Annotated in this window: 26 protein-coding genes and 2 pseudogenes; 11 read left to right on the top strand and 17 right to left on the bottom strand. The window is 59.1% G+C overall.

What is annotated here, in order from left to right; all coding sequences use genetic code 11:
* Positions 1–46 precede the first annotated feature (46 nt).
* The gene (locus FBY01_RS20800; RefSeq protein ID WP_010457327.1) at positions 47–580 is read right to left on the bottom strand and encodes a gluconokinase; all 534 of its coding nucleotides are present in this window, start codon (positions 578–580) and stop codon (positions 47–49) included.
* A gap of 215 nt (positions 581–795) precedes the next feature.
* Between FBY01_RS20800 and FBY01_RS20795 the strand changes: the two genes are divergently transcribed.
* A complete protein-coding gene (locus FBY01_RS20795; protein ID WP_010457329.1) occupies positions 796–1,827 on the top strand; it encodes a LacI family DNA-binding transcriptional regulator in 1,032 nt (343 codons plus the stop codon).
* Positions 1,828–1,931: 104 nt separating this feature from the next.
* Here the strand turns inward: FBY01_RS20795 and FBY01_RS20790 are convergent, their stop codons facing one another.
* On the bottom strand, positions 1,932–2,804 hold the full coding sequence (locus FBY01_RS20790; RefSeq protein ID WP_077748683.1) for a LysR family transcriptional regulator: 873 nt from the start codon (positions 2,802–2,804) through the stop codon (positions 1,932–1,934).
* Between the two features lie 121 nt (positions 2,805–2,925).
* Between FBY01_RS20790 and FBY01_RS20785 the strand changes: the two genes are divergently transcribed.
* From FBY01_RS20785 to FBY01_RS20775, 3 genes are all read left to right on the top strand, one after another.
* A complete protein-coding gene (locus FBY01_RS20785) occupies positions 2,926–3,357 on the top strand; it encodes a PACE efflux transporter (protein ID WP_010457335.1) in 432 nt (143 codons plus the stop codon).
* A gap of 57 nt (positions 3,358–3,414) precedes the next feature.
* Positions 3,415–4,047, top strand: a complete 633-nt coding sequence (locus FBY01_RS20780; RefSeq protein ID WP_010457337.1) for a glutathione S-transferase family protein — start codon at positions 3,415–3,417, stop codon at positions 4,045–4,047.
* A gap of 162 nt (positions 4,048–4,209) precedes the next feature.
* Positions 4,210–4,764, top strand: coding sequence for a hypothetical protein (locus FBY01_RS20775; RefSeq protein ID WP_083377273.1), 555 nt, complete (start codon positions 4,210–4,212; stop codon positions 4,762–4,764).
* A gap of 70 nt (positions 4,765–4,834) precedes the next feature.
* Here the strand turns inward: FBY01_RS20775 and FBY01_RS32280 are convergent.
* Positions 4,835–5,260, bottom strand: a pseudogene (locus tag FBY01_RS32280) (methyl-accepting chemotaxis protein); the annotation flags it as partial.
* Positions 5,261–5,386: 126 nt separating this feature from the next.
* Positions 5,387–6,049, bottom strand: a pseudogene (locus FBY01_RS32275) (PAS domain-containing protein); the annotation flags it as partial.
* A gap of 929 nt (positions 6,050–6,978) precedes the next feature.
* Here FBY01_RS32275 and FBY01_RS20760 point away from each other — a divergent pair.
* Positions 6,979–7,458 (top strand): GNAT family N-acetyltransferase, encoded by a 480-nt coding sequence (locus tag FBY01_RS20760; protein ID WP_102594223.1) that lies wholly within the window; start codon positions 6,979–6,981, stop codon positions 7,456–7,458.
* 54 nt (positions 7,459–7,512) lie between these two features.
* Here the strand turns inward: FBY01_RS20760 and def are convergent, their stop codons facing one another.
* From def to FBY01_RS20745, 3 genes are all read right to left on the bottom strand, one after another.
* On the bottom strand, positions 7,513–8,052 hold the full coding sequence (def, locus tag FBY01_RS20755; RefSeq protein ID WP_010457345.1) for a peptide deformylase: 540 nt from the start codon (positions 8,050–8,052) through the stop codon (positions 7,513–7,515).
* Positions 8,049–9,005, bottom strand: a complete 957-nt coding sequence (locus FBY01_RS20750; protein WP_010457347.1) for a YihY/virulence factor BrkB family protein — start codon at positions 9,003–9,005, stop codon at positions 8,049–8,051. Before FBY01_RS20750 ends, def begins: the two co-directional genes overlap by 4 nt.
* 171 nt (positions 9,006–9,176) lie before the next feature.
* Positions 9,177–9,368, bottom strand: a complete 192-nt coding sequence (locus FBY01_RS20745) for a CsbD family protein (RefSeq protein WP_010457349.1) — start codon at positions 9,366–9,368, stop codon at positions 9,177–9,179.
* A 199-nt stretch (positions 9,369–9,567) separates the two neighbouring features.
* On the opposite strand from FBY01_RS20745, the gene FBY01_RS20740 reads away from it, so the two are divergent.
* Positions 9,568–9,945 (top strand): hypothetical protein, encoded by a 378-nt coding sequence (locus FBY01_RS20740; protein ID WP_010457352.1) that lies wholly within the window; start codon positions 9,568–9,570, stop codon positions 9,943–9,945.
* Between the two features lie 202 nt (positions 9,946–10,147).
* Here the strand turns inward: FBY01_RS20740 and fadD1 are convergent, their stop codons facing one another.
* Positions 10,148–11,848 (bottom strand): long-chain-fatty-acid--CoA ligase FadD1, encoded by a 1,701-nt coding sequence (gene fadD1 / locus FBY01_RS20735; RefSeq protein ID WP_010457354.1) that lies wholly within the window; start codon positions 11,846–11,848, stop codon positions 10,148–10,150.
* Between the two features lie 383 nt (positions 11,849–12,231).
* Positions 12,232–13,920 (bottom strand): long-chain-fatty-acid--CoA ligase FadD2, encoded by a 1,689-nt coding sequence (gene fadD2, locus FBY01_RS20730; RefSeq protein ID WP_010457356.1) that lies wholly within the window; start codon positions 13,918–13,920, stop codon positions 12,232–12,234.
* A gap of 235 nt (positions 13,921–14,155) precedes the next feature.
* On the opposite strand from fadD2, the gene FBY01_RS20725 reads away from it, so the two are divergent.
* Positions 14,156–15,100 (top strand): alpha/beta hydrolase, encoded by a 945-nt coding sequence (locus FBY01_RS20725; protein ID WP_010457358.1) that lies wholly within the window; start codon positions 14,156–14,158, stop codon positions 15,098–15,100.
* A gap of 41 nt (positions 15,101–15,141) precedes the next feature.
* Entirely contained in the window at positions 15,142–15,612 is a 471-nt protein-coding gene (locus FBY01_RS20720; protein ID WP_008151121.1) for a MaoC family dehydratase, read from the top strand.
* A 195-nt stretch (positions 15,613–15,807) separates the two neighbouring features.
* On the opposite strand, the gene FBY01_RS20715 is transcribed toward FBY01_RS20720, so the two are convergent.
* From FBY01_RS20715 to FBY01_RS20700, 4 genes are all read right to left on the bottom strand, one after another.
* Positions 15,808–16,665, bottom strand: coding sequence for an HlyD family secretion protein (locus FBY01_RS20715; RefSeq protein ID WP_145309269.1), 858 nt, complete (start codon positions 16,663–16,665; stop codon positions 15,808–15,810).
* A gap of 2 nt (positions 16,666–16,667) precedes the next feature.
* Positions 16,668–16,883: a DUF1656 domain-containing protein gene (locus tag FBY01_RS20710; protein WP_145309267.1), complete on the bottom strand. Its 216-nt coding sequence runs from the start codon at positions 16,881–16,883 to the stop codon at positions 16,668–16,670.
* On the bottom strand, positions 16,870–18,858 hold the full coding sequence (locus FBY01_RS20705; protein WP_145309265.1) for an FUSC family protein: 1,989 nt from the start codon (positions 18,856–18,858) through the stop codon (positions 16,870–16,872). The genes FBY01_RS20710 and FBY01_RS20705 overlap by 14 nt, the downstream gene beginning before the upstream one ends.
* Positions 18,859–19,016: 158 nt before the next feature.
* Positions 19,017–19,484 carry a PA2169 family four-helix-bundle protein gene (locus FBY01_RS20700; RefSeq protein WP_010457366.1) on the bottom strand — a complete coding sequence of 156 codons (468 nt, stop codon included), beginning with the start codon at positions 19,482–19,484 and terminating at the stop codon, positions 19,017–19,019.
* Between the two features lie 203 nt (positions 19,485–19,687).
* On the opposite strand from FBY01_RS20700, the gene FBY01_RS20695 reads away from it, so the two are divergent.
* A complete protein-coding gene (locus FBY01_RS20695; RefSeq protein ID WP_145309263.1) occupies positions 19,688–19,924 on the top strand; it encodes a DUF3820 family protein in 237 nt (78 codons plus the stop codon).
* A 28-nt stretch (positions 19,925–19,952) separates the two neighbouring features.
* A complete protein-coding gene (locus FBY01_RS20690) occupies positions 19,953–21,134 on the top strand; it encodes an aminotransferase class V-fold PLP-dependent enzyme (protein WP_145309261.1) in 1,182 nt (393 codons plus the stop codon).
* Positions 21,135–21,136: 2 nt separating this feature from the next.
* Here FBY01_RS20690 and FBY01_RS20685 read toward each other — a convergent pair whose 3' ends face one another.
* The 4 genes from FBY01_RS20685 to zwf form a co-directional block, all read right to left on the bottom strand.
* Positions 21,137–21,862, bottom strand: coding sequence for an intradiol ring-cleavage dioxygenase (locus tag FBY01_RS20685; RefSeq protein ID WP_010457372.1), 726 nt, complete (start codon positions 21,860–21,862; stop codon positions 21,137–21,139).
* Between the two features lie 182 nt (positions 21,863–22,044).
* Entirely contained in the window at positions 22,045–22,710 is a 666-nt protein-coding gene (locus FBY01_RS20680; RefSeq protein WP_010457374.1) for a bifunctional 4-hydroxy-2-oxoglutarate aldolase/2-dehydro-3-deoxy-phosphogluconate aldolase, read from the bottom strand.
* Positions 22,711–22,727: 17 nt separating this feature from the next.
* Positions 22,728–23,441 carry a 6-phosphogluconolactonase gene (pgl, locus tag FBY01_RS20675; RefSeq protein WP_145309258.1) on the bottom strand — a complete coding sequence of 238 codons (714 nt, stop codon included), beginning with the start codon at positions 23,439–23,441 and terminating at the stop codon, positions 22,728–22,730.
* Positions 23,428–24,897 carry a glucose-6-phosphate dehydrogenase gene (gene zwf, locus FBY01_RS20670; protein ID WP_010457378.1) on the bottom strand — a complete coding sequence of 490 codons (1,470 nt, stop codon included), beginning with the start codon at positions 24,895–24,897 and terminating at the stop codon, positions 23,428–23,430. Before zwf ends, pgl begins: the two co-directional genes overlap by 14 nt.
* Positions 24,898–25,136: 239 nt before the next feature.
* Here zwf and FBY01_RS20665 point away from each other — a divergent pair, with 239 nt between their 5' ends.
* The gene (locus FBY01_RS20665; protein WP_169858048.1) at positions 25,137–25,997 is read left to right on the top strand and encodes a MurR/RpiR family transcriptional regulator; all 861 of its coding nucleotides are present in this window, start codon (positions 25,137–25,139) and stop codon (positions 25,995–25,997) included.
* Positions 25,998–26,023 lie beyond the last annotated feature (26 nt).

The raw sequence follows: 26,023 nt of genomic DNA, 5'->3' as shown, positions 1-26,023 counted from the left end.
GGTAACTCGCACGCCATCAGGACAGCGCTATCTCTTCGGAAAAAACTCATACGGCCTGTTTCAGGCCATGGGCCTGCCACCAGACATGCGCTTGCTTCGCCAGTTGCTCGACGCTGTGGTTCGAAGCGTCCAGCGCCAGGGTCAAGGGCTCGCCAACGGGGGATTCAAGGGTGGCGAACTGACTGTCGATCAGGGTCGAAGGCATGAAGTGGCCCGGCCGGTGGGAGACACGATCAGCGGCGACTTCAGGGGTCAGCTCAAGGAACACGAAGCCCAGGCCCGGCAAGGCGCTGCGCAGACGTTCGCGGTAACTGTGTTTGAGAGCCGAGCAGGTCAGCACCGGGCGCTGGCCTTGAGCGTCGACGCGGCGCAATTCATCGCACAGGCTGTCGAGCCAGCCGGCACGGTCTTCGTCGTTCAGGGGGATGCCCGCGCTCATCTTTTCGATATTGGCGGCAGGGTGGAAAGTGTCGCCTTCAATGGCGGTCGCGCCGCTGAGTTGGCACAAGGCCTCGCTGACGCAAGTCTTGCCGCAACCGGCAACGCCCATGATGACCAGGGCGGTGATGGAATGATTCATGTAACACCTCAGCGCGCAGACAGCGCTACCTTTGCCAGTTATGACGCTTGAGCAAAAGCAGAAGTTGCCGACGCCTTCTTGTCATTTTTGTGGGTTGCAGCATGTTCGTTCCCAATGCCAAAAAGCGGGGATCAGGCAAACCCCGCTCACGCATTTGCAGCTGCATCGAGACAGCGCTACCTTAGTGCCTCGAATTTTGTTTGGCAAGCCGTCCGATGATCTCCACTAAAAACGATAAGAATACGCGCACCACTGGCCGCCCTACCCTGAACGAAGTGGCACGCCTGGCCGGTGTCAGCCCGATCACCGCCTCCCGCGCCTTGCGCGGCGTCAGCACGGTGGCCACCGAACTGGTGGAAAAAGTGCAGAAAGCGGCCCTTGAACTCAACTACGTGGTCAACCCTGCCGCCCGCGCCTTAGCCTCGGCCCAGAGCCATTCGGTGGTGGTTTTGGTGCCTTCGCTGTCCAACCTGCTGTTCATCGATACGCTGGAAGCCATTCATCAGGTTTTGCGCCCCAAGGGCTTCGAAGTGCTCATCGGCAACTTCCATTATTCGCGCGATGAAGAAGAAAACCTGCTGCGCAATTACATGGCGTATCAGCCTCGCGGTTTGCTGCTGACCGGTTTCGACCGCACCGAAAGTTCGCGACGGATGATCGAGGCGAGCAACATTCCGTGCGTGTACATGATGGAACTGGACAGCGCCGCCGGGCTCAATTGCGTGGGTTTCTCGCAACTCGCGGCGGGTGAAACGGCGGCGCACCATTTGCTGTCACGTGGGCGCAAGCGCCTGGCCTACATCGGCGCGCAGCTGGATCAACGCACCTTGCTGCGCGGCGAAGGTTTCCGCAAAGCCCTGCAAAAGGCCGGTTTGTATGACCCGGACCTGGAAGTGCTGACGCCGCGCGCCTCCTCCGTCGGTCTGGGGGGCGAACTGTTCCTGCAACTGCTCGCCAATCATCCTGATGTCGATGCCATTTTCTTCGGCAACGACGACCTGGCCCAGGGCGCCCTGCTTGAAGCGATGCGTTGCGGGATCAAAATCCCCGAACAAGTGGCGATCCTCGGTTTCAACGACCTGCCCGCCTCGGCGCACATGGTCCCGCGCCTGAGCAGCATCAGTACCCCGCGCGAGGCGATTGGCCGACGTTCGGCGGAGTTGATGTTGACCTTGCTGGCGGGCAACACCGTGGCGAAACCGGTGCAGGACATGGGGTTTGAGTTGAAGGTGCGCGAAAGTACCTGACCCAGGTTGGCACGAGCCTGCTCGCGATGGCGGTGGGTCAGTCACCATCAATGTTGACCGTCAGGTCCTCATCGCGAGCAGGCTCACTCCCACAAGGGATTGCCTCAGCGACCCATCAGTTCGACGAACGCCATTGCGCCTTTCTGCAACGGCTGGCTCTTGAGCCATACCGCGTGCACCGGCAGCACCAGACCGTTCTCGATGTTGCGGAAACTCAGGCGCTTGAGTCTTCCGGCATCGAGCAACGGTTGGACCACCGACAACGGAAAATTGCCCCAGCCCAACCCGGCTTCGACCATTTCCAGCGCCATGGCGAGGGTGTCGGTGCGCCAATAGGATTCGCCCACCAAAGGCCGGGTTTCGCTGATCGGCAGGTCGCGACTGGCAACGATGATTTGCCGCACGTGAACCAGATCCTCCAGAAACAAATCCTCGCCCTGAAACAGCGGATTGTCCGCTGCCAGCGTGGCGATCACGCGCTCGGTGCCGACGAACTGGAATCGCTCCAGTACGTTCATGCTCAACCCCGCGAAGGCCAGGCAAACGCTGACGCGACCGCTGTGGAGCATCGCCAGCACATCGTCCTGGGGCGCGCTGAGCAGTTCTATTTCCAGGAGCGGATGACGCTGGGCGATGACCTTGATCGCGGCCAGCAAATGGCGCTTGTCGAGGTCTGCCACGACGCCAATGGACAACTTGCTTTCCAGCCCCAGCGACAGCTCGATCGCATGCACCTGCAGCTGCTTGAGCTGTTCGGCGATCAACCGCGCGTGCGGCACCAACGCACTGGCCATCGCCGTCGGCACCGGTTCGCGATGGCTGCGATCGAACAGCGGATATCCGAGCTCGGCTTCCAGGTTGGCAATGCCCATGCTCACCGCCGACGGCACTTTGCCCAGCGCACGCGCCGCCGCCGAAAACGAACCGCGCTCGATCACGGCCAGGAACAACTCGATGCTGTCGCTGTTGAAATTCATTCCTCGTCCTATCAATAAAATTGAAAGCTTCTGACTTTTTCTGTCAGCACTATTGAAGCTATCTTTCGTCGCCTTCGCCAGTGCTGCTGGCTTCAAGTTCGCGAGAAAGAGGCAAAACTCCATGCAAGGCGTTAAACGAAAACTGGTCTACGTGTCGCTGTTCGAAGTCTTTGGCATGACCTTCTCGACGCTGGGCCTGGCATTGCTGTCCGGCACCTCACCCGGCAGCACCGGGCCGTTGGCCGTCATCATCACCACCATCGCAGTGACCTGGAATTTCATCTACACCACAGTGTTCGAGCGCTGGGAACGTCGTCAGCCATCGCGCACCCGCACCGTTAAACGGCGCATCGCCCATGCCGTAGGATTTCAACTAACCTTGATAGTGTTTCTCATCCCGCTGATCGCCTGGTGGATGAACATCAGCCTGGTGCAGGCTTTCCTGCTGGACTTGGCGCTGATCATTTTCATCCCGTGCTACACCTTCGCGTTCAACTGGCTGTTTGATCGCACATTTGGTTTGCCCGCCTCGGCGTTGCCGGATCCGGTTTGAAAACCGCGCAATGTCTGTCAGATTCCTGAAGCGTCGAATCGCTAACGGAGTAGCTCAATGGAACATGCACTGAAGATTTTGGGTAAGGCGTCGTCCATCAATGTCAGAAAGGTCCTGTGGACCTGTGAAGAACTGGGCGTTGCCTACGAACGCGAGGATTGGGGTAGCGGTTATGCCTCAACCCACACACCGGAGTTTCTGCGGCTCAATCCCAACGCGCTGGTGCCGGTGATCATCGACGACGCTGGAGTGCTGTGGGAGTCCAACACCATCTGCCGTTATCTGGCCGGCAAACACCAGAACACCGATCTGCTCCCCCACGAACCGGCCGCGCGCGCTCGGGTCGAGCAATGGATGGATTGGCAAGCCACTGAACTCAATGCCTCATGGAGCTATGCGTTCACGGCATTGGTGCGCAAAGATCCGGAGTTCCAGGACCCGCATCACATTGCTGCCGGTGTACGTGGCTGGAACCAGAAGATGGGCATCCTCGAACACCAGCTCGCGGCGACCAAAGCTTACGTCGCCGGGCCACGCTTCACCCTCGCCGACATTGTCATCGGGCTGTCCGTCAACCGCTGGCTGATGACCCCGATGGAGCGGCCCGATTACCCGGCCATCGACGAGTATTTTCAGCGACTGGCACAACGTCCGGGGTTCCTCAAGTTCGGCTGCAATGGCCTGCCTTGATGCCCTGCCTTGTTTGCCGCCAAGCGGCAAAGACTAACCGCAGAACCCACGTCACCCCCTCGACCAGCACTCACTAACTGGTTGATTTATAGTGGTTTTTGCTTATAGGCATACTATTTGCTCAAAGCACCGCACCACAACTACCTGCAAGGTCTATTCATCATGTTGGTCAGTGCCAAACAACAAACGTTAATGATCCCGCTCTCCAAGAAGCCCGGCGATGATCCTGCGGCTGAAGCCGCTGCCGGCCTTCAGGGGGCGATGCTGCAAACGTTGCAAAGCAACGTTCAGGCGCAAACCGCGCAGGTGCAGACTTCCGCCACCCGGGACGCCACCCGGCAAGTCAGCGAGGCGAGCAAAATCAGCGACAACGTGGATGAAGCGTTCGCCAAAACCCGCGTGCAATTGCAAGCGCTCGAGTCTTTCCAACTGCCGGCCGATGTTAAAGCCAGGGTCACGGACAGCGCCGCCATGAGCGACTTCAAGGACTACATGAGCAAAACGCCGGAGCAGCGCCTGCGCGACAGCATTCTGCAAGAGATGGGGCTGACTGAAGAAGAAGTACAAGCCATGCCACCGGAGAAACAACAGGCGATCGCCAAAGAGATCGCCGAGCGCACGGAGGACAAGGTCAAACTGGCGCAGGTCGAGAAAGAAAACGCCAACAGTGAGAAAGGCAGTAGCCAAGTGGTCGACAAGTTCCTCGCTTCGCTTTAACGGCAGGGAGCCCTGCACTTCATGCAGCAACCGGCACAGCCGGCTGCTACAAGAGACGCGACGCGATCAGTCAGTTCAACTGCAACGTTTCGTTGAACTGACTGATCGCATCCACCACATGCCGCGATCCCTGCTGAATCTCCAGGATCACCTCCCCCGCCTCGTTCGCCAGTTCCACCCCAAGTCCGGTTCTGCTCAAGCTCGACTGCATGCTGGTCACCGCGCTCAACGACAGGTCATGGTTCTTGCGCACCACATCGACGATCTCCAGCGTCGCCTGACTCGTGCGTGCCGCGAGGCTGCGTACTTCATCGGCGACCACCGCAAAACCCCGCCCATGCTCGCCGGCCCGGGCTGCTTCGATGGCTGCATTGAGCGCCAGCAAGTTGGTCTGGTCGGCAATGCCGCGAATCGTCTGCACGATGGTGCCGATGATGTCGGACTGTTTGCTGACGGCATCAATACTGAGCGCGGCTTCGTTCAAATCCCGGGAAATGTCCTGGATGATCTGCACCGTTTGCTGCACCACCTGAGAACCTTTCTGTGCACAAGCGTCGTTTTGCACCGACGTGCTGTGCGCCGACTCCGCAGCGGTTTGCAACGTGGCGATTTGCCGGGTGATGTCGCTGGCAAACTTCACCACTTTGTAGAGCCGGCCCTTGGCGTCGAACAAAGGGTTGTAGGACGCTTCGAGAAACACGGTATGGCCGTGTTTATCTTTGCGTTCAAAACGATGAGAGTGATACTCGCCGCGATTGAGTGATGCCCAGAACGCTTTGTAAGCCGACGACTCGGATTCGGCGCGGTGGCAAAACAGGCTGTGGTGTTTCCCCACCACTTCGTTGAGCGAGTAATGCATCGTCTTCAGAAAGTTATCGTTGGCCGTGATGACGTTGCCCTCGGGGGTGAACTCGATCACCGCCATGGAACGACCTATGGCGGCGAGCATGCTTTCTTCTTCGTGTTCCTTGTAAACCCTGGCGGAGATGTCAGTGGCAACTTTAATCACGCTTTTAACCTGACGGTCGGGACCGAGCACCGGCATGTAACTGGCTTCGAGCCAGACCTCCTTGCCGCGCTTGTTCAAGCGCAAGAAGCTCCCGCCCACCGGTTCGCCACGGGCCAGGTCGCGCCACAACTTCGCGTAAGCCTCGCTGCGATAAAAAGCTTCCTCGCAAAAGATCCGATGATGTTTGCCGCGCACTTCGTCGGCGCTGTACCCCATGACACTGCAAAAGTTGTCGTTGGCATCCAGCACGATGCCGTCCGGCGTGAACTCGATCATCGCCATTGATCGACTGACCGCCGCCAACTTGGCGTTGGCTTCGCTCAACGCGCAGCTATAGCGCTCGATTTCCAGCAGGTCAGCCTTGTGATGTAGGTTAAACATGGTCGTATCACCTTCAGCGCGTTCTTTTGATTGATGAAAGGTCTTTGGTCTTTCAACGGATCCACCACAACGTTCTATGGAACAGGCACACGCGTTCCTCCACGGGAGGAAGTGTCAGGTGATCAATGATGTTCAATCGGAGTGTCCATGCAGCAACGCACTCATCAAGACATCCTTCTCTTGATAGCCCGGGACCGGGCCAGCCCTAACTGTTTCATAAGTAATTCCCTTTACCGGCCAGCTCCTTGTTACTCCCTGTCGGCGCCTTGGGTTGGGCACTCTTGCTGCGCCATCTTTCATATGGCGAGCGACATGGGTAGTTAGAAGTCAGCGTAGACAGTCGATAGAGGGGCGCAAGGCCACTAGTCGGCCAGTATTGAGGACAAAATCGGTTCAGCGAGGAAAATCAGGAATGCCTGTAGCGCTGCAGCGCATCAAACGAACTCGCAATGTCTGCCCGTGGGCGGCATCGAAGTAATGGGGCATGGCGTTGCTCAGATCGGGGACCGGTCCCCCTCTGTGCAATGGCGCAGGGAAATCTTGCGGATTATTGGGTTACTTCTTTAGGCATGCAGCAGGAGCCCGAAGACCGGGCTCCCTTGTGGCGAGATCAATGACCGAACACATCCACCTTCTTGGCCTTCTTGTCTGCACGCTTTTCATCGGCGGTTTTCGCCGGTTTCTTCTTTGCCGCTTTTTTTGAATCCATGCCTTTGGCCATGATACGTACTCCACTCATACGGGATGTGAGATCAGGTATACACCTATCGCCGGCCGCGCGTTCTTTTATAATCACCCGCTTTGCGCACCGACAGATCGAACCCATGCCCGACACCCAGTACACCCTGCTCGCCGAGCCGTTATGGCCGCTGATGAACAAGTTTTATCGCGCCCACCAATCGCCGATGAAAGCGGTTCGCGACGCTCAGCTGTGGGTCGCCAGAAGCGAGGAGATCATTGGCGCGCTGTGTTTGCGGCCGGTCTCGGGCGGGCATTGGTTGACGGGGTTGTTCGTCGATCCGGCCTGTCGCGAACAGGGCATCGCGGCGGCGTTGATCGCCGAAGCGGTGCGCGGTCTCGACCAACCGGTCTGGCTGTTCTGCCACCCGGACTTGCGGGGCTTTTATGAACGCCGAGGGTTTTCCTTCGATCCGCCAATGCCCTACGCCATGACCGAACGCCTGAGCCGTTATGCCCGCAGCAAACCGATGATTGCCATGGGCCTGGAACCGTCTGTGAATTCGACATGTAGGAGCGAGCCTGCTCGCGAAGGCGGCGTGTCATTCGACATCATCGGTGAATGACCCGCCGCCTTCGCGCGCAGGCTCGCTCCCACCGTGGTTTGTGGTGTTTTCGCCTCAGTCGTCGGCGTCAGGGTCGAGGTCCGGGAACATCACTTCGGTGAACCCGAATTGGCTGAAGTCGGTAATCCGTGACGGGTACAACCGGCCGATCAGGTGATCGCATTCATGCTGCACCACCCGCGCATGGAATCCCTCGGCGATCCGCAAGATAGGCTGGCCCTTGGGATCGAAGCCTTCGTAGCGAATCTGCTGATAACGGTCTACCGCGCCGCGCAGGCCGGGCACTGACAGGCAACCTTCAAAGCCCTCTTCCATCAGCGAGTTCAAAGGTGTGATCAGCGGGTTGATCAGAATGGTCTGCGGCACCGCTTCAGCGTCCGGGTAGCGTTCGCTGTGTTCGAACCCAAAGATCACCAGTTGCAGATCGACGCCGATCTGCGGCGCAGCCAGGCCGACGCCACCGACGCTTTCCATGGTCTGGAACATGTCGTCGATCAGTTGCCACAACTCAGGGCTGTCGAACATCTCGGCCGGCACCGGCGGAGCAATGCGCAGCAGGCGTTCATCGCCCATTTTCAGGATTTCACGGATCATTTTATGGTTTCGTCAGTGTGCGGCTTGATCGAGTGATCCCGACCCAGTCCGGAAACGTGGTGTTTGGGTTCGTGATCGAGCTCACCGGGGACTTTTTCACCGTCATTCTTGCCTTCGGTCGACATGTGCTCGATCACTGCATTCATCTCCGCGCCCAGCAACAGCACCGCGGCGGAAATATAAAAATAGAGCAGCAACACGATGATCGCGCCGATACTGCCATACATGGCGTTGTAGTTGGCGAACTCCTTGACGTACAGGCCAAAGCCCACGGAGGCAAGGATCCACACCACCACCGCCAGCACCGAACCTGGGGTGATAAAACGAAACTCTTGTTTAACGTCCGGCATGACGTAATAAATCAGCGCCACGGCCACCATCAGCAAAATCACCACCACGGGCCAGCGCACGATGGTCCACAGGGTCACGATGAAGTCTTCCATGCCGACTTGCGCGGCAATCCAGCCCATCAGTTGCGGCCCGAGCACCATCAACGCGGCGGCGATCAACAGCATGCCGGCGATGCCAACGGTGTAGATGATCGACAGCGGAAAACGCTTCCACGCGGGCCGGCCTTCGACCACGTCGTAGGCGGCGTTCATCGCGCTCATCATCAGCCGCACGCCGGCGGATGCGGTCCACAGGGCAATCACGATACCAATCGACAGCAAGCCACCCTTGGACTGCTGGAGTTGGTCGATCACCGGGTTCACCTGCTCCAGCGCCTGAGGCGGCAGGACCAGTTCCGATTGCAGACGCAGCCACGAGAAGAAGTCCGGCAGGTGCAGGAAACCGATCAGAGCGATCAGGAACAGGATGAAGGGAAATAGCGAAAACAGCATTTGATAGGCCAGCGCCGAGGCATAGGTCGACATCTCATCGTCGACGAACTCGGTGACCGTGCGCATCATGACACGGTGCAGGCGCAGGCCTTTCATGTGGGGGAAAAACATTAGCGTCTCCTTTCGCCGCAGGTTGGGTTGAAGTCGAGGCGACTCAGGGGCCGTTTTCTACATCAAAGTAGCCTACTTGGCGACTTTGAAACAATTTCCGTGCGCAAGTTCAGGCTGACACAAAAACGGCCATCCGTGGATGGCCGTTCATGTTGTTCATCAAAGGCCGAATCAAGCCTTGTCGACGCCTTTCTTGATCGCGTCCTTGGCTTTGCCGACCGCTTGCTGGGCCTCGCCTTTTCTTTCCTGCACGACGCCTTCGGCGCGCATTTTGTCATTACCGGTGGCCTTGCCGACGCCTTGCTTGACGTTGCCGGCGGCTTCGTTGGCCATGCCTTTTACTTTATCGCCAGTGCTGCTCATGGTGTTTCTCCTGTGAACAATTCAACGGAAAAAGTCGTTACACAAAGATTGACCGGGGGCATTTGCGTGGAGTTTCATTTATTTCACGGCGACATTTCATCGTTCAATGCAGGTTGGGCTTTATGTTTGCCGACCAACCCCCGAGAATGCGCAACGTATTCAGGCCATGGCGCTGAAGATCCAATCCCGTAGGAATGTTATGAAACTCGATAAAAAGCAGGCCATTGCCCGCAGAAACCAGGAACTCGGCGGTGCTGTGCTTGGCGTCAACAACTGCCATTTCACCGAACTGAACCGCAACCGCAACATCTGGTGGTTCGATATCCCGGTGGCGCGCCTGGCCATTGGTCAGTACGAATGGGTTCACCTGCTGATGCACACGCCGGAAACCGACGAACTGCTGCACTTGAAAGTGCCGACGGTATTCCTGCGCGAGAAGCTTGAAGGCCTGGTGGTGCGCAACGAAGGCAAGCGCAAGGCCGCCTTGAGCCTGGAACTGAGCGCCGACAAGGACTCGTACCTGCAGGACATGCGTCCGGCGGGCACCAACGTCAATTTCGCGCCGTTTCGCCTGTAACTTTACACATCCCCTGTGGCGAGGGAGCTTGCTCCCGCTGGGCCGCGAAGCGACCCCAAATCAGACGCTGCGGTATTTTTGGTGTATCTCCATCGACTGGGTGACGACTGCTGCGCAGTCGAGCGGGAGCAAGCTCCCTCGCCACAAAAGCGGTCCTGATAGCGTTAAAAAAAAGCCCCGCATCTGCGGGGCTTCTTGTTTGTTACGCGCCGACTTTCCTGGCGTTGAGCTTCTTCAGCTCTTCGTCGCGCAATTCGCGGCGCAGGATCTTGCCGACGTTGGTGGTCGGCAGCGCATCGCGGAACTCCACGGCGCGTGGGACCTTGTAACCGGTGACGTTCGCACGCATGTGCTCCATCACCTGCTCCTTGGTCAACGTCACGCCCGGTTTGGCGACGATGAAGATCTTGATCGCCTCGCCCGACTTCTCGTCCGGCACGCCGATGGCCGCGCATTGCAGCACGCCCGGCAGGGTCGCCAGCACATCTTCCAGCTCGTTCGGGTAAACGTTGAAACCGGAGACCAGAATCATGTCTTTCTTGCGATCGACAATTCGCATGTAGCCGTCCGGCTGGATCAGCGCGATGTCACCGGTCTTCAACCAGCCTTCGCTGTCGAGCATTTCATCGGTGGCGTCCTGACGCTGCCAGTAGCCCTTCATCACTTGCGGACCTTTCACACACAGTTCGCCGATTTCGCCCAACGGCTGTTCAACGCCGGCATCGTCGATGACCTTGCACACGGTCGATGGAACCGGAATACCGATGGTGCCGATCTGGATGTGCTGGATCGGGTTCACCGTGGCGACCGGGCTGGTTTCGGTCATCCCGTAACCTTCGCAGATGGCGCAACCGGTGACCGCTTTCCAGCGCTCGGCTGCCGCCAGTTGCAGGGCCATGCCGCCGGACAGGGTGACTTTCAGCGCCGAGAAGTCCAGCTTGCGGAACGCTTCGTTGTTGCACAGCGCCACGAACAGGGTATTGAGGCCGACGAAGCCGCTGAACTTCCACTTCGACAGTTCTTTGACCATCGCCGTCAAATCGCGCGGGTTGCTGATCAGGATGTTGTGGTTGCCGATCAGCATCATCGCCATGCAATGAAAGGTGAAGGCATAGATGTGGTACAGCGGCAGCGGCGTGATCAGGATCTCGCAGCCTTCGTTGAGGTTGGAACCCATCAGCGCCTTGCACTGCAACATGTTCGCCACGAGGTTGCGATGGGTCAGCATCGCGCCCTTGGCTACGCCGGTGGTGCCGCCAGTGTATTGCAGGACGGCAACGTCGCTGCTGGCCGGGTTGGCTTCAGCCACTGGCTGGCCGTGGCCCTTGCTCAGCACGTCGTTGAACTTGATCGCCTTGGGCAAGTGATACGCCGGGACCATCTTCTTCACGTACTTGATGACGCTATTGACCAGCAGGCGCTTGAGCGGTGGCAGCAGGTCGGCCACTTCGGTGACGATCACGTGCTTGACGCCGGTTTTCGGCACGACGATTTCGGCCAGATGCGCCATGTTGGCCAGGCAGACCAGGGCTTTGGCACCGGAATCGTTGAATTGGTGTTCCATTTCCCGCGCGGTGTACAGCGGGTTGGTGTTGACCACGATCAGCCCGGCGCGAATGGCACCGAACACGGCGACCGGGTACTGCAACACGTTGGGCAGTTGCACGGCGATTCGATCGCCCGGCTGCAAGTCGGTATGCTGTTGCAGGTAAGCGGCAAAGGCACCGGACAATTCGTACAGTTCACCGTAGGTGATTGTCTTGCCCAGGTTGCTGAATGCCGGTTTGTCGGCGAAGCGCTGGCAGGAACGTTTCAACACTGCCTGAATATTCGGATACTCGTCTGGATTGATCTCGGCAGCAATCCCGGCAGGGTACTTATCCTTCCAAAAGTCTTCGTTCATGGAAGCCCACTCCTCAGCAACGCGAATTCAGCACCGCATTTGATGCGATTATTATTGGTGTGTGTTTGTCGGTGAATCTAGCGCTTTCATAAGCCCGAGACGTCACAAAGCGCGCCGAGAGTAGCAGCTTTGCCAAGGGTCGACTAGAGCCAAAAGCGGCCTCTACGGTCACAATTATGACTCAAGAATTGCTAGCGGTCATTTTAGAGCAAAAATTCTATACACCCCTGAAAAGCCTGTGAAACCGGGGGCTTCAGATGTTTAAAAGCTTCGCGGGCAAGCCTCGTTCCTGCAGGCTCGCATCGTTCGCTGACGTAATGAACGACACGAACCTGCAGGAACGAGGCTTGCCCGCGAACGCGCGAAGCGCGGCCATTCACCGACTACGCGATATCCCGCAACTCCCGCCGCAGGATCTTGCCCACCGGCGTCATCGGCAACGACTCCCGCAACACAATGTGCTTGGGCACTTTGTACGCCGTGAAATTTTCCTTGCAGTACGCCTTCAGCTCTTCAAGGCTGACCCCTGATTCGCGGGCCACCACAAACAGCTTCACCGCCTCCCCCGAACGCTCGTCCGGCACGCCGATCACCGCGCAGTTGGCGACTTTCGGGTGAGCCATCACGATGTCTTCGATCTCGTTCGGGTACACGTTGAAGCCCGAGACGATGATCATGTCTTTCTTGCGATCGACGATGCGCACAAAACCGTCCGGATCGATCACCGCGATATCGCCGGACTTGAACCAGCCTTCGGCATCCAGCACCTCGGCGGTGGCTTCCGGTTTCTGCCAGTAGCCCTTCATGATCTGCGGGCCCTTGATGCACAGTTCGCCTCGCTCGCCCAGCGGCTGCTCGACGCCTTCATCGTTGATCACTTTCAGGGTGGTGCCCGGCACCGGCAGGCCGACCGTGCCGATCCGCGATTTGTCGCCGTAGGGGTTGGTGCAGGCCACCGGTGAGGTTTCGGTCAGGCCATAACCCTCGGTGATGCGGCAGCCGGTGAGCTGTTCCCAGCGCTCGGCGGTGGCCTTGACCAGCGCGGTGCCGCCGGAGTTGGTGAGTTTGAGGCTGGAGAAATCCAGGGTCTTGAAGTCTGGGTGATCCATCAATGCAACGAACAGCGTGTTAAGCCCCAGCAGTGCCGAGAACCGCCAGTTCTTCAGCTCCTTGATGAAGGCGCCAATGTCGCGTGGATTGGTGATCAGCACGTTGTGGTTGCCGGTCACCATCATGCACATGCAGTTCGCCGTGAAGGCATAGATGTGGTACAGCGGCAGCGGCGCGATCATCACTTCCTGACCTTCGCGCAGCAATGGCTGACCGTCGCTGCCGAACTGTCCGAGGCATGCCCGCGCCTGTTGCATGTTCGCCACCAGGTTGCCGTGGGTCAGCATCGCGCCCTTGGCCAGGCCGGTGGTGCCGCCGGTGTATTGCAACACCGCGATGTCGTCGAGGCTGACGTTCAGCGGCTTGATGCCCAGGCCCCGGCCCAGACGCAGCGCGCTCTTGAAGGAAATCGCCTGGGGCAAGGAATAGTCCGGGACCATTTTCTTGACCTTGCTCACCATCGTGTTGACCAGCCAACCCTTGGCGGCAGGCATCAGGTCGCCCATCTTCGCTTCGATCAGGTACTGGATGTCGGTGTCGGGCAGCACTTCCTGGACCTTGGCCCCGAACATGTTCAGGTACACCAACGCCCGGGCACCGGAGTCCTTGAACTGATGACGCATCTCCCGCGCGGTGTACAGCGGGTTGGTGTTGACCACGATCAGCCCGGCGCGCAAGGCACCGAACACGGCAATCGGGTAATGCAAAACGTTGGGCATCTGCACCGCGATGCGATCCCCCGGCACCAAGTCGGTGTGGGCTTGCAGGTAACCGGCGAACGCCAGGCTGTAGCGTTCCAGTTCGGCGTAGGTCAGGGTCACGCCCATGTTGCTGAAGGCGGGGCGATCAGCGAATTTCTTGCAGGAACGCTCGAACACCTCAAGCACCGACTTATAGGCCCCAAGGTCAATATCCAGGGGCACGCCGGCCGGGCGTTTGTCATTCCAGAAATCAGGTTGCATTGTTCTTGTCCTCTTTACCTGAGCCTATCCGGGCCGCTTTTCTGTCACTTTTGTAAAAGCGGGGCTTCACGGACACTAGCAGCTATGGCGAATCAGGCAAATATGCCAATGGGCGTCATTGACCGCGTGAATCTTGCTGCAGCGGCGTGGCCTGATCAGACGGCAAGCGCTGGATGCGCTATACAATGCATCGAGGCTATTTTCATACCCGGCAGCCCCATGCAAAGGAATCGCCATGATCCACGACACTTTCTGGCTGACCGCGAGTGACCGCAGCCGCCTCTTCGTCAACCAGTGGCTGCCCGATCCGCCTTTGAAAGCCGTGATTCTGCTGGCCCATGGCATGGCGGAACACAGCGGTCGCTACGCCCGCCTGGCGGAAAAACTCTGCGCGCAGGGTTACGGTGTCTACGCGCCGGACCTGCGGGGACATGGCAAAACTGCCGAAAACGGGACACTCGGCCATTTCGCCGATGACGATGGCTGGTGCAAAGTGGTTGGCGATCTGGCGAGCCTCAACCAGCACATCGGCCAGCAACATCCTGGGGTGCCGATCGTGCTACTCGGCCACAGCATGGGCAGCTACATCGCCCAGGCCTACCTGCTGCATCACAGCGCCAGCCTGCACGGTGCGGTGCTCAGCGGTTCGAACTTCCAGCCCATCGCGCTCTATCGCGCGGCACGTCAGATTGCCCGTGTCGAAAAACTGCGTCAGGGGCCCAAGGGCCGCAGTGCGCTGATCGAGTGGCTGTCGTTTGGCTCGTTCAACAAAAAATTCAAACCGGTGCGCACGCGTTTCGACTGGCTCAGCCGCGATCCGGCGGAAGTCGATCGGTACGCCAACGACCCGCTCTGCGGCTTTCGTTGCACCAATCAGCTGTGGATCGATTTGCTCGGTGGGTTGCAGCAAATCAGCAAAGCGTCCAATCTCGCTCAGATTGATCCGGGCCTGCCGTTGCTGGTGATTGGCGGTGAATGTGATCCGGTGAGCGAAGGTAAACGTCTGAAAGATCTGGCCGATGCACTACGCGCGGCTGGCAGCCAGAACCTGCAACTGACTATTTACCCGCAGGCACGGCATGAACTGTTCAACGAGAGCAACCGCGATGAAGTGATCAATGACGTGTTGAACTGGATCGCCCAGGCGCTGAGCCACCGCCGGCCACCCAGATCGGAATAGTTTTTTTGTGGATTTTTTATTCGTCACAGGAATTGAAACAGATGACCCAGGTTACCAACACCCCATACGAAGCCCTCGAAGTCGGCCAGACCGCCAGCTACAGCAAGACGGTCGAAGAGCGCGACATTCAGTTGTTCGCCGCGATGTCGGGTGATCACAACCCGGTGCACCTGGACGCGGAATTCGCCGCCGGCACCATGTTCAAGGAGCGCATCGCTCACGGCATGTTCAGCGGTGCGCTGATCAGCGCGGCCGTGGCTTGCGAGTTGCCTGGGCCGGGGACTATTTATATCGGTCAGCAGATGAGCTTTCAGAAGCCGGTGAAGATTGGCGACACCCTGACCGTGCGCCTGGAAATCCTCGAGAAACTGCCGAAGTTTCGTGTGCGGATCGCCACGCGGGTGTTTAACCAGCGCGATGAATTGGTAGTCGATGGCGAGGCCGAGATTCTGGCGCCGCGCAAGCAGCAGACGGTGACGCTGCCTACCCTGCCGGCGATCAGCATCGGCTGATTCATCTCTCACCTGTGGCGAGGGAGCTTGTCGGAACGCCACACCGTCCCGTTGGGGTGCGCAGCGCCCCCAAATCAGGCGCCGCGTTTGATCTGATCAACCGCGGCGTTAGTTTTTACGACTGCTTCGCAGCCGAGCGGGATGGTGCGGCGTTCCGACAAGCTCCCTCGCCACAATGATTGCGGCGCAGCGTATTTAGCGTTCGCTTACCTGCACACTCGCCGTCATCCCCGAACTCAGATTCATGCCCTCCGGCAATTTATCAATCTTGATCCGCACTGGAATCCGCTGTGCCAGCCTCACCCAGTTAAACGTCGGTTCTACCTCCGCCAACAACTGCCCATCTGGCGTGGTGTTGCGATCGGTAATCCCGCGGCTGATGCTTTCCACATGCCCGTCCAGCGCTTCTCCCGCGCTCATCAACCAGATCTTCACCGGATCGCCCACCCGAATCCGCGACAACTTGGTTTCCTCGAAATACGCCTGCACATAGAAGGTCGAATCATCGATCAATGCCATCACCGGCTGCCCGGCGTTCACATAATTGCCTTGGGCCAGGCGCAGGTTGGTGATGTGGCCGCTGCGAGGCGCATGGACCTGACTGCGCGCCAGATTGAGTTCGGCAACCTTGGCTTCCGCCTGAGCTTCACGCAATTCACCCCGGGCGATACCCGCGTTGATTTGTGCGTTCTCGCGCAGTTCGGCACTGATGGCTTGCGGCCCGAGGCTGGCGCGGCGACTGGCTTCGCGTTCGCGCAGATTGAGTTGTTGCTGGCGGGTCTGCACCACCGCCTGGGCTTTCTCCAGCGCCGCATCGAACCGGTCACGATCGATGCTCAGCAACAGGTCGCCCGCCTTGACCGGTTGGTTATCGAACGCCTTGAGCTCACTCACCCACCCCGAGACGTCCGGGGCGATGACCACCACGTCGGCGCGGATCCGCGCATCCCGGGTCCAGGGCGTAAGCATGTAGTACTGCCACAAATGGAAGCCGGCAAAGATCGCCACCGCCACCAGGCACAGGGTTACCGCGACACGTACGGGGGTACGCATGTTCAACTCCTTAATAAAGGTCCGAGGACGACGGTGATCAAGGTCAATACACAGACGTACAAGGCGCAATCAAACAGTGCTTCATGCCAGATCCAGCGGCCGACCGGTGTCAGGCGCAACAGCATGCGCAAGGCTCCGGTGACCAGCAGTGCCAGCAGCACGTAAATCAAAAACGGACTGAGCAGCACGCCGCCCACCGACCACTCACGCAAGCCCATGGCTTTGCTCCTGCTGACGGCACCAGGCGCGCCAACTGCTCTGCAGTTGCAGCACCGCGCCCTGAGCCAGTTTCACCGCGTCGCTGGGTGGCAACGCGTACAAGGTCTTCAAGAAATCTGCGCTGGGTCGTTCGAGCGCATCGGCGCAGTTGCCCGCAGGGCCCTGCTCAAGGACTTTTTCCAACTGCTCGAGATAACGCCGCTGCGGTGCGCTGACCGGCACTTGCGCTACCGCCAGGCTCAACCGCAGATGCAACAATTCATCGCCGATATCGAGGCCGAGCAAGCCGTCATCCCAGCGACTGCGCGCCGGTTCCGGCAACTCGGGATAGTGCCGCGCCAGTTGCAGCAAGCGGTCGGCCATGCGTCCGCCAAACCAGCTTTCGGCACCCCGCAGGTTACGTCGGGTCAGCCGCACCAGATCGTCGAGCGTCGCTGCCAGCAAGCGGCGGCCATGCCACGCCGGGTTACGCAGGATCAGCAAATGAAACGCCAGCACCGCCGCGCCGACACCGACCACCATCGCCTGGGCGCTGTTGAAGAACGTGGCGACGTCGAATTTCATCGCGTTCAGCGGCGACACCAGCACGATGAAATGCAGACAGAACGAAGTCGCCGTGGCCCCAATCTGCGGCTTGGCCATGCCCAGCGCACCGAAAAACAACGGCACGCCCATGCCCATGCAAAGCAAGGCAAATCCGCTCCATTGCGGCAGCAGAATCTGCCCGACGAAAAACGCCGCGGGAATCGCCAGGAAAATGCCCCGCATAAAACTCATGCCGATCTGCGCACCGTTCTCGCGACTGGCGAACAGGCTGCACACCACGCACGTCAGCACCAGGGCGCCCGACGCGGCGGGCCAGGCCGTCGCCAGCCAGAAGCACGACACCACCAGAAACGCCAGGGCACTACGCGCGCCAAACACAAGTGCCAATGACAGGTCGCGGTGCGGCGCCAGGGTGCGTGGCGGATCGACCGTTTCGCGCCCCTCCTCCACCGCTTTCATCGCCGCAGTGGCCGCCATCGCGGTATCGAGCAACAAGGTGAAACGGGCCAGGCAGTAACTTTGCGCCGAGCTGATGTGCGGATCATGGGACGCATCGAGCAACCTCGGCCGCAACGCTTGCAGGGTCGCCGTATCGTCGCCGCTGAGCGCAACCTGAACCTCGGTCATCCACGGCAACAGTTGCTCGGCTTCCTGTGGTTCCAGTTGTTTCCACTGACGGCGCACCGAACGGGCAATGCGCAGCAGCATCAAGAGCTTCTGGCTCAAGCCGCTGATGGCTCGTGCCCGCTGCCGACCCAGGCCACCTTCAAACCAGGCATGTTCGCGCTGGGCATCGACCGCGACGATTCGCCCGAGGATTTCCAGCAACCCCTTACGGGCCTGAGCATCGCCGGCCAGCGTTGCACGCGCAGCATTCATCCCGCTGTTCCAGGCGGCTCGCGCCTGATCCGCCAGTTGTCGCTCGACGCGCATCGGCCACAGCAACGCGCTGGCCGCCGTGGCGCACAGGATGCCCAGACAGATTTCCGTGCAGCGCGCCACGGCCTGGTCGAACACCGTCAGCGGATGGGTAATGGCCGGCAACGCGATGATCGCTACCGTGTAACCGGCCAGCACAAATGAATAGGACCAGGCACTGCGCAGCAACGTTGAACTCGCCGTACACAACCCGAGCCACAACGCCAAGGCCAGCAAAAACAGCCAAGGCGTCTGGGCGAACAAGCCCATGAATACCACCGACATAATCGTGCCGACCAGCGTGCCCAGCAGCCGTGCCAGCCCCTTCTGCACCACCATTCCAGACAATGGCTGAGCGACGATGAACGCCGTCATCAATGCCCAGGCGGGTTGCTCAAGCCCCCAGCGCAATGCCAGCCACAGGGCCAGACCACCACCGATCAAGGTTTTGATTGCGAACTGTAGGGCGCGGCGGTCAGGCGCAAACAAAGCCTGCAAAGTGATAGGCACGTAAAAGTCTCTTGAAAGGACGTTTTTAACGATAGTCGGGTTCACTGAAGTCACTTGAAAAACAAATTATTAGCGAGCTATCTATATTCCGTCCAGCGTTAAATCCCAGACACAAAAAAACGCCAGGCTGGCTGGCGTTTTTGACAGGCTACGAACGCTTAAGAGCGTGCGCGAGCCTGGTTGCGCAGGGCTTTTACCTGATCGTGATTGCGTTGCACCCCGTGGTACTGACGTTCAACCAGGTCACGAATGCCCACCAGATTGTGCTTGTTGATTTTTTCGAGGGCTTCTTTGTAAGCCTTCAGTGCATGGTCTTCACCGCGTTCGGCTTCGTTCAGCACGGCTTCTTCATCCTTGCCGGTGAACATCGCTTTGACGTCGACCCAACGACGGTGCAGATCACCGCTGACGCTGGTGGACGTTTCCGGATCGCCGCCCATCGAACGCACGGCACTCTGAAGTTCGGCAGCGGCGGTGGCGCAGTCGGCGGAGCGTTGCACGAACAGGGTTTTGAGTTCAGGGTGTTTGATGTCTTCAGCGCAAGTCTTGAACCCTTCCTGACCGTCTTTGCTGGTTTCAATCAGGTCGTTGAGTACAGAGATCGCTTCTTTATTCATGTCGGTCATTTTTCAATTCCTTGCGGGTTGATGAAAGATGCAATAGCTATTGCACCCTGCATGCCAGCTTCGAACCGAGAATTTATGCGTTATATTTCAACAAGTTAGTTATAGCGACCAAATCTGTATCCGCTTTTTTTGCATGAACTGTCAATTGGCCTGCATGCAGAATGCCTGTATTTTCCAGCCTGATGAATCAAGACGACCGATAGATGAACCCTGAAAAGCTCGAACTGTTGATCACCCGTGAAATGCCCTTCGGCAAATACAAGGGTCGCATCATTGCCGACCTGCCCGGCCAATACCTGAACTGGTTCGCCCGTGAAGGATTCCCGCACGGTGAGCTGGGCGGATTGCTGGCCCTGATGCAGGAGATCGACCACAACGGTCTGTCGGACCTGCTCGAACCGCTGCGCGCCAAATACGGCAAACCTGCCCCGCGCCACTGACATCGTCATCAAAAAAGCCGAGTAGCTCATGCCCGATAACACCCGTCGCGCCCGTGATGAACATTTCTGGAAAACCTTTGCCGACCGCTACGCGGTCGAACCCGGGCCCATCAACCTTGAAAACGGTTACTTCGGACGGATGTCGCGCACCGTGGTCGAGGAGTACGAGCGCAATATCGAGCTGATCAACCGCAGCAACTCGGTGCATGTACGCCAGCGTTTCGAACAGATCGAAAGTCTCGAGATCCGGGCGCAGCTCGCCCGCCTGATCGACGTTCCAGTCGACACCGTGGCCCTCACCCGTAGCGCGTCGGACGGCCTGCAATCGTTGATCCGCAATTACAATCGCCTTCAGCCGGGCGATCAGGTGCTGATTTGCGATCTGGAGTACGACACGGTCAAAGGCGCGATGCGTTGGCTGGCGCGGCATCGCGGCGTGGAAGTGATCGAAATCGACCACGCGCACCCCGCAACGTTTGACAGCTTGCTGGCGACTTATCGCGACGCTTTCGCGAGTTATCCAAAGCTCAAATTGATGGCCCTGACCCATGTCACCCATCGCACCGGATTGGTCATGCCCGTGCAGGCCATTGCTGCTGCCGCCAAAGAATACGGCATCGACGTGATCCTTGACGGCGCGCACGCCCTCGGCCAGATCGAGTTCAATCTGGATGAGCTGGGCGTTTCTTTCGCCGGCTTCAACCTGCACAAGTGGATTGGCGCGCCCCTGACGCTGGGCTTTATCTATATAGACCCCGAGCGTTTGGCCGACATCGACCCGGACATGGGCGAGATGCACTTCCCGGTCACCGATATTCGCGCCCGCACGCCCTACAGCACACCGAACATCCCGGCCCTGCTGACGCTGCCGCTGGTGTTCGAGGAGCATCTAGCCATGGGCGGGGCCGCTGCCAAGAGCACACGGCTCAATTACCTGCGCAACCGGTGGGTCAATGCAGTTCGCGAGTTACCGGGGATCGAGATCATGACACCCGATGACCCGCGACTGTACTGCGGCATTACCTCGATGCGCTTTACCCGGCATACCGATCAACAGGCGATGGTCGAGCGGCTGCTCAGCGACTACAACCTGTTCACCGTGGTCCGCAGTGGCGCGGCGAGCGGGCCCTGCATTCGCATTACACCAGGGCTCACCACAACCGCTGCCGACATGGATCTGCTGGCCAGGGCGCTGAGCGAGTTGCGCTGACGTCAGACCGTGTATTTGTCGAAGTCCTCCGGCTTGATTTGCGTCGAAGCGGCGAACGTATCGATACCGATGGTCGTATGCCCGAAAAAGCCATCCTCGTTCGAGTCTCGACCGAGGGTGTGGACCGTCAATGTCGAAGCCTCGCCGCCCTGCTCGCGGTAATAAGTGTCTTCATTGTTGCTCAACGGCGAGACCGATCGGCCGCTGTAGTCCCGGGCGTTTAGCACCGAACGTGAAGCGGGTTCGGGGAAGTAGAGCTGACCGACCCAGGCGACGTGTCGTTCGTCGAGGTAATTGTTGCCGGACGTAATGCGCACGGCGACATGAATGTGCAAGGTACGGCCGGCATAGAACCCCGGGTAGATGGTGGTAAACCGCACAATGCCCTTTTTGTCGGTGAATTGTCCGCCACGCAGATAGGTGTCGTCGTCGGTGCGCGGGATGGAGCCGATGTCCCCGACATCGACTTCCTGGTCCGGATTGACCTTGCTCCAGCCCGAATACGCACCGCGCGCATTGCAATGCCAGATATCGACCAGGGCTCCGGTCACCGGCTCCCCCGTCATGGCATCGACAATCGACAGTCGCAGCACCAGGGGAATGCCATCGGCGCTCTCGCTGATGTTGCGCCTGATCAGTTTCGGATTGCGGAAATACGGGCCGGCAATTTGCTCGGGAGACAGCAGGTAAACGGAGGGTGCGGGTGTTGCGGAGGTGGTGTCGTCCATGACGTTCTCTCTTCCATAAGATGAACGCAGGTTAACGCTGGATGGGCGGCGAGAGGCGGTAACTATGTATCGCATCATTTCCCTTGCAGGAGGGGTATTTCATCAGGCAAAAAAAAACGGTGCACCGACCAAGCGCACCGTAAAGCCGTAGAACACACAACGAAGTGTTTGGTAAAAGCCGATCAGTCCAGCAGCGCCAAGGCCTCGGCGGTGCATTCCTGAATGCGGGCCCAGTCGCCGTTCTTGATCCACTCGGGATCCAGCATCCAGCTACCGCCCACGCACATCACGTTTTTCAACGCCATATAGCTCTTGATGTTGGCCGGGCTGACGCCACCGGTCGGGCAGAATTTCACTTCACCGAACGGGCCGCCAAGGGCCTTGATGGCAGCAACGCCACCGCTGACTTCCGCCGGGAACAGCTTGAAGCGGCGATAACCCAGCCCATAGCCTTCCATGATGCCGGAAGCGTTGCTGATGCCTGGCAACAGCGGGATCGGGCTATCAACACTGGCTTCGAGCAGGTCACGGGTGATACCCGGGGTGACGATGAACTGCGAGCCGGCCGCTTCGGCAGCGGCGAGCATCGTGCGATCCAGCACAGTACCCGCACCGGTCACCAGCTCCGGACGCTGCTCACGCAGAATCTGGATGGCCTTGAGGCCGAACTGCGAACGCAGGGTCACTTCCAGGGCAGTCAGGCCACCGGCGGCCAGGGCATCGGCCAGCGGCAGGACGTCCTGTTCGCGGGCGATGGTGATCACCGGCAGGATCCGCGCCTTGGCGCAGAGGCTGTCGATCAGGGCAATTTTGTCCGCCATGGAAACGGTCGGGGATGTGATTGTCATAGCGGCTGATCCTTGGCTCATGGGCACCAGTAAATCTCTAACGTAGGTTGCAGAAACGCGCGAATCGGCATGGCGGCGACATCGTCACCGGCCAATGCGGCACTCAAAGTGGTCAGTTTGGACTGACCGGAAATCGATAGAACGGTGGTCTTGGCCGAGGCCAGCAGCGCGCGGCTCATGGTCAGTCGCTGATGCGGCACGGTCGGCGCCAGCATCGGATAGCACCGACGGGTGCCGTCGACTTTCAAGGCATCGGCCAGGTTCGGGCTGTTGGGGAACAGCGAAGCGGTGTGACCGTCATCGCCCATGCCGAGGATCAACACGTCGATCGGCGGCAATTCGGCGAGCAAACGGTCGGCCTGCTCGGCGGCCAGTTCAAGGTTCGCGGTGGCGCTGTAGAGGCTCAGAAACTGAGCCTTGGCTGCCGGGCCTTGCAACAGGTAACGCTTGAGCAGACCGGCATTGCTGTCGGCATGCTCGACCGGCACCCAACGCTCGTCGGCCAGGGTGACGACCACCTTGGACCAGTCGAGTTTCTGCTTCGCCAGGTTCTGGAAGAACGCCACCGGGCTGCGGCCACCGGACACCACCAGCGTCGCGCTGCCGCGAGCGTCGATGGCATCACTCAGTTGCTTGGCCACAATCAGCGCCAGACCATCGGCCAGCAACACCGGGCTTTTGAACTCATGGGCGCTGACGCCCTGAGGCAGTTTCAATTCAGATATCGCCATACCACGACCTCCCATCCCGCGTGATCAGAGCAATGGAGCTCATCGGTCCCCAGGACCCGGCCGCATACGGCTTGGGCGCATCACCGGATTTTTTCCACCCGGCGATCAACTGGTCACACCACTTCCACGCGGCTTCGATTTCATCTTTACGGACAAACAGGTTCTGATTGCCGCGCATCACTTCCAGCAACAACCGCTCGTAGGCATCGGGAATCCGTGCGCTGCGATAAGTGTCGGAAAAATTCAGCTGCAACGGACCGCTGCGCAACTGCATACCCTTGTCCAGGCCTTGTTCTTTGGTCATCACACGCAAGGAAATGCCTTCATCCGGTTGCAGGCGGATAATCAGCTTGTTGCTGATTTGCAGGCGCTGCTCGGGGGCGAAGATGTAGTGCGACGGTTCCTTGAAGTGGATGACGATCTGCGACAGCTTCTGCGGCATGCGCTTGCCGGTGCGCAGGTAAAACGGCACGCCGGCCCAGCGCCAGTTGCGGATGTCCGCACGCAGGGCGACGAAGGTTTCGGTGTCGCTCTGGGTGTTCGAATTCGGTTCTTCCAGATACCCCGGAACCGGTTTGCCTTCGCTGTACCCGGCGATGTACTGGCCGCGCACCACTTGTGTAGTCAGGCCTTCCGGGCTGATAGGCGCCAGGGCCTTGAGCACTTTGACTTTCTCGTCACGGATGCTGTCGGCGGACAGGTCGGCCGGCGGGTCCATGGCGATCAGGCAGAGCAGTTGCAGCAGGTGATTCTGGATCATGTCCCGCAGCTGACCAGCCTTGTCGAAGTAACCCCAGCGGCCTTCGATGCCGACCTTCTCGGCCACGGTGATTTCCACGTGGGAGATATAATTTTGGTTCCACTGGGTTTCGAACAGGCTGTTGGCGAAACGCAGGGCGATCAGGTTCTGGACGGTCTCTTTGCCCAGGTAGTGATCGATGCGGTAGGTGCGGTTCTCCGGGAAGAACTGCGCCACGGCGTCGTTGACCTTGCGCGAGGATTCCAGGTCCGAACCGATGGGCTTTTCCAGCACCACGCGGGTGTTTTCAGTCAGGCCGACCTTCGACAGGTTCTCGCAGATCGCACCGTAAACGGCGGCCGGCGTGGCGAAGTAGGCAATCACACGCTGGGCGCTGCCGGCCATTTCGGCCAGGGCGACGTAATCGTCGGCCTTGAGGAAGTCGACATGCAGGTAGCTCAAACGGGCCAGGAAGCGTTCGACCACAGCTTCGTCCAGCTCTTTGGCGCCTACATAACGGCGCAGTTCGGAGGCGATGAACGCCAGGTGTTCCTGCTCGCTGCCTGGCTCACGGGCCAGCGCGATAATCCGCGTTTCCTCGTGCAGCAGGCCTGCGCCATCGAGTTGATAAAGGGCAGGAAACAGTTTGCGCAGGGCCAAGTCACCGAGGGCGCCGAACAAGGCAAAGGTGCACGGTTCAACCGTAATCGAAGGCATGATGTTTGTTCTTTTATCAAGTTAAGCTACAAATACCTTTTTTCAAGGCATCACTCAAGGGAAAATGTAGTAATAACCACAACATTTTCGCAAAATACAGATTCCGAGTGGTGGTCGGTCGGAGCCATCAGTAGGATAGGCCACCGTGACGGGCCCGATCAAAGTCCCAATTTGCATAGCCGGGGCCCTTATTTGCATTGCTCTCTTGTTTGCGGAGCTAAGGAACATATATGGACCGCGTGCGAAATTTACTGGAACAGATCCAGAATCGCCTTGAAGACCTGAACAAGGCGGAACGCAAAGTCGCCGAAGTGATCCTGCTCAACCCTGAGCTGGCCACCCGGTTCAGCATTGCCGCGCTCGCCCAGGCCTCGAAGGTCAGCGAGCCGACGGTCAACCGTTTCTGCCGTTCGTTCGGCGTCAGTGGCTACCCGGAGCTCAAGCTTCAACTGGCCCAAAGCCTGGCCAGCGGCGCGGCGTATGTCAGCCGTGCAGTCGAGGCCGATGACAATCCCGAGGCGTACACCAAGAAGATTTTCGGCAGCGCCATTGCGTCGCTGGACAGTGCCTTGCAGGCACTGGACCCGAACCTGATCAGCCGCGCCGTCGACCTGTTGATCCAGGCCCGGCAGATCCACTTCTTCGGCCTTGGTGCCTCGGCCCCGGTGGCGCTGGACGCGCAGCACAAGTTCTTCCGCTTCAACCTGGCGGTCACCGCCCATGCCGACGTGCTGATGCAGCGCATGATTGCGTCGGTGGCGCATACCGGCGAGTTGTTCGTGATCATTTCCTACACCGGCCGCACCCGCGAACTGGTGGAAGTGGCGCGTATCGCCCGGGAGAACGGCGCTTCAGTGCTGGGGCTGACGGCCGAGGGGTCGCCTTTGGCCAAGGCCAGCACCTTGAGCCTGAACATTCCGTTGCCGGAAGACACCGACATCTATATGCCGATGACGTCGCGGATCATCCAGCTGACCGTGCTGGATGTACTGGCCACCGGCATGACCTTGCGCCGCGGCGTGGACTTCCAGCCGCATTTGCGCAAGATCAAAGAGAGCCTCAATGCCAGTCGGTATCCGGTTGGGGATGAGTTTAACTAGGTCAATATCTTCATTGCCTGTCCTGG

Source organism: Pseudomonas sp. SJZ077 (assembly GCF_007993905.1).
Lineage (GTDB): Bacteria > Pseudomonadota > Gammaproteobacteria > Pseudomonadales > Pseudomonadaceae > Aquipseudomonas > Aquipseudomonas mandelii.
Note: the sequence above shows the minus strand (reverse complement) of the source record. Positions and strands in the feature narration are given on the sequence as shown.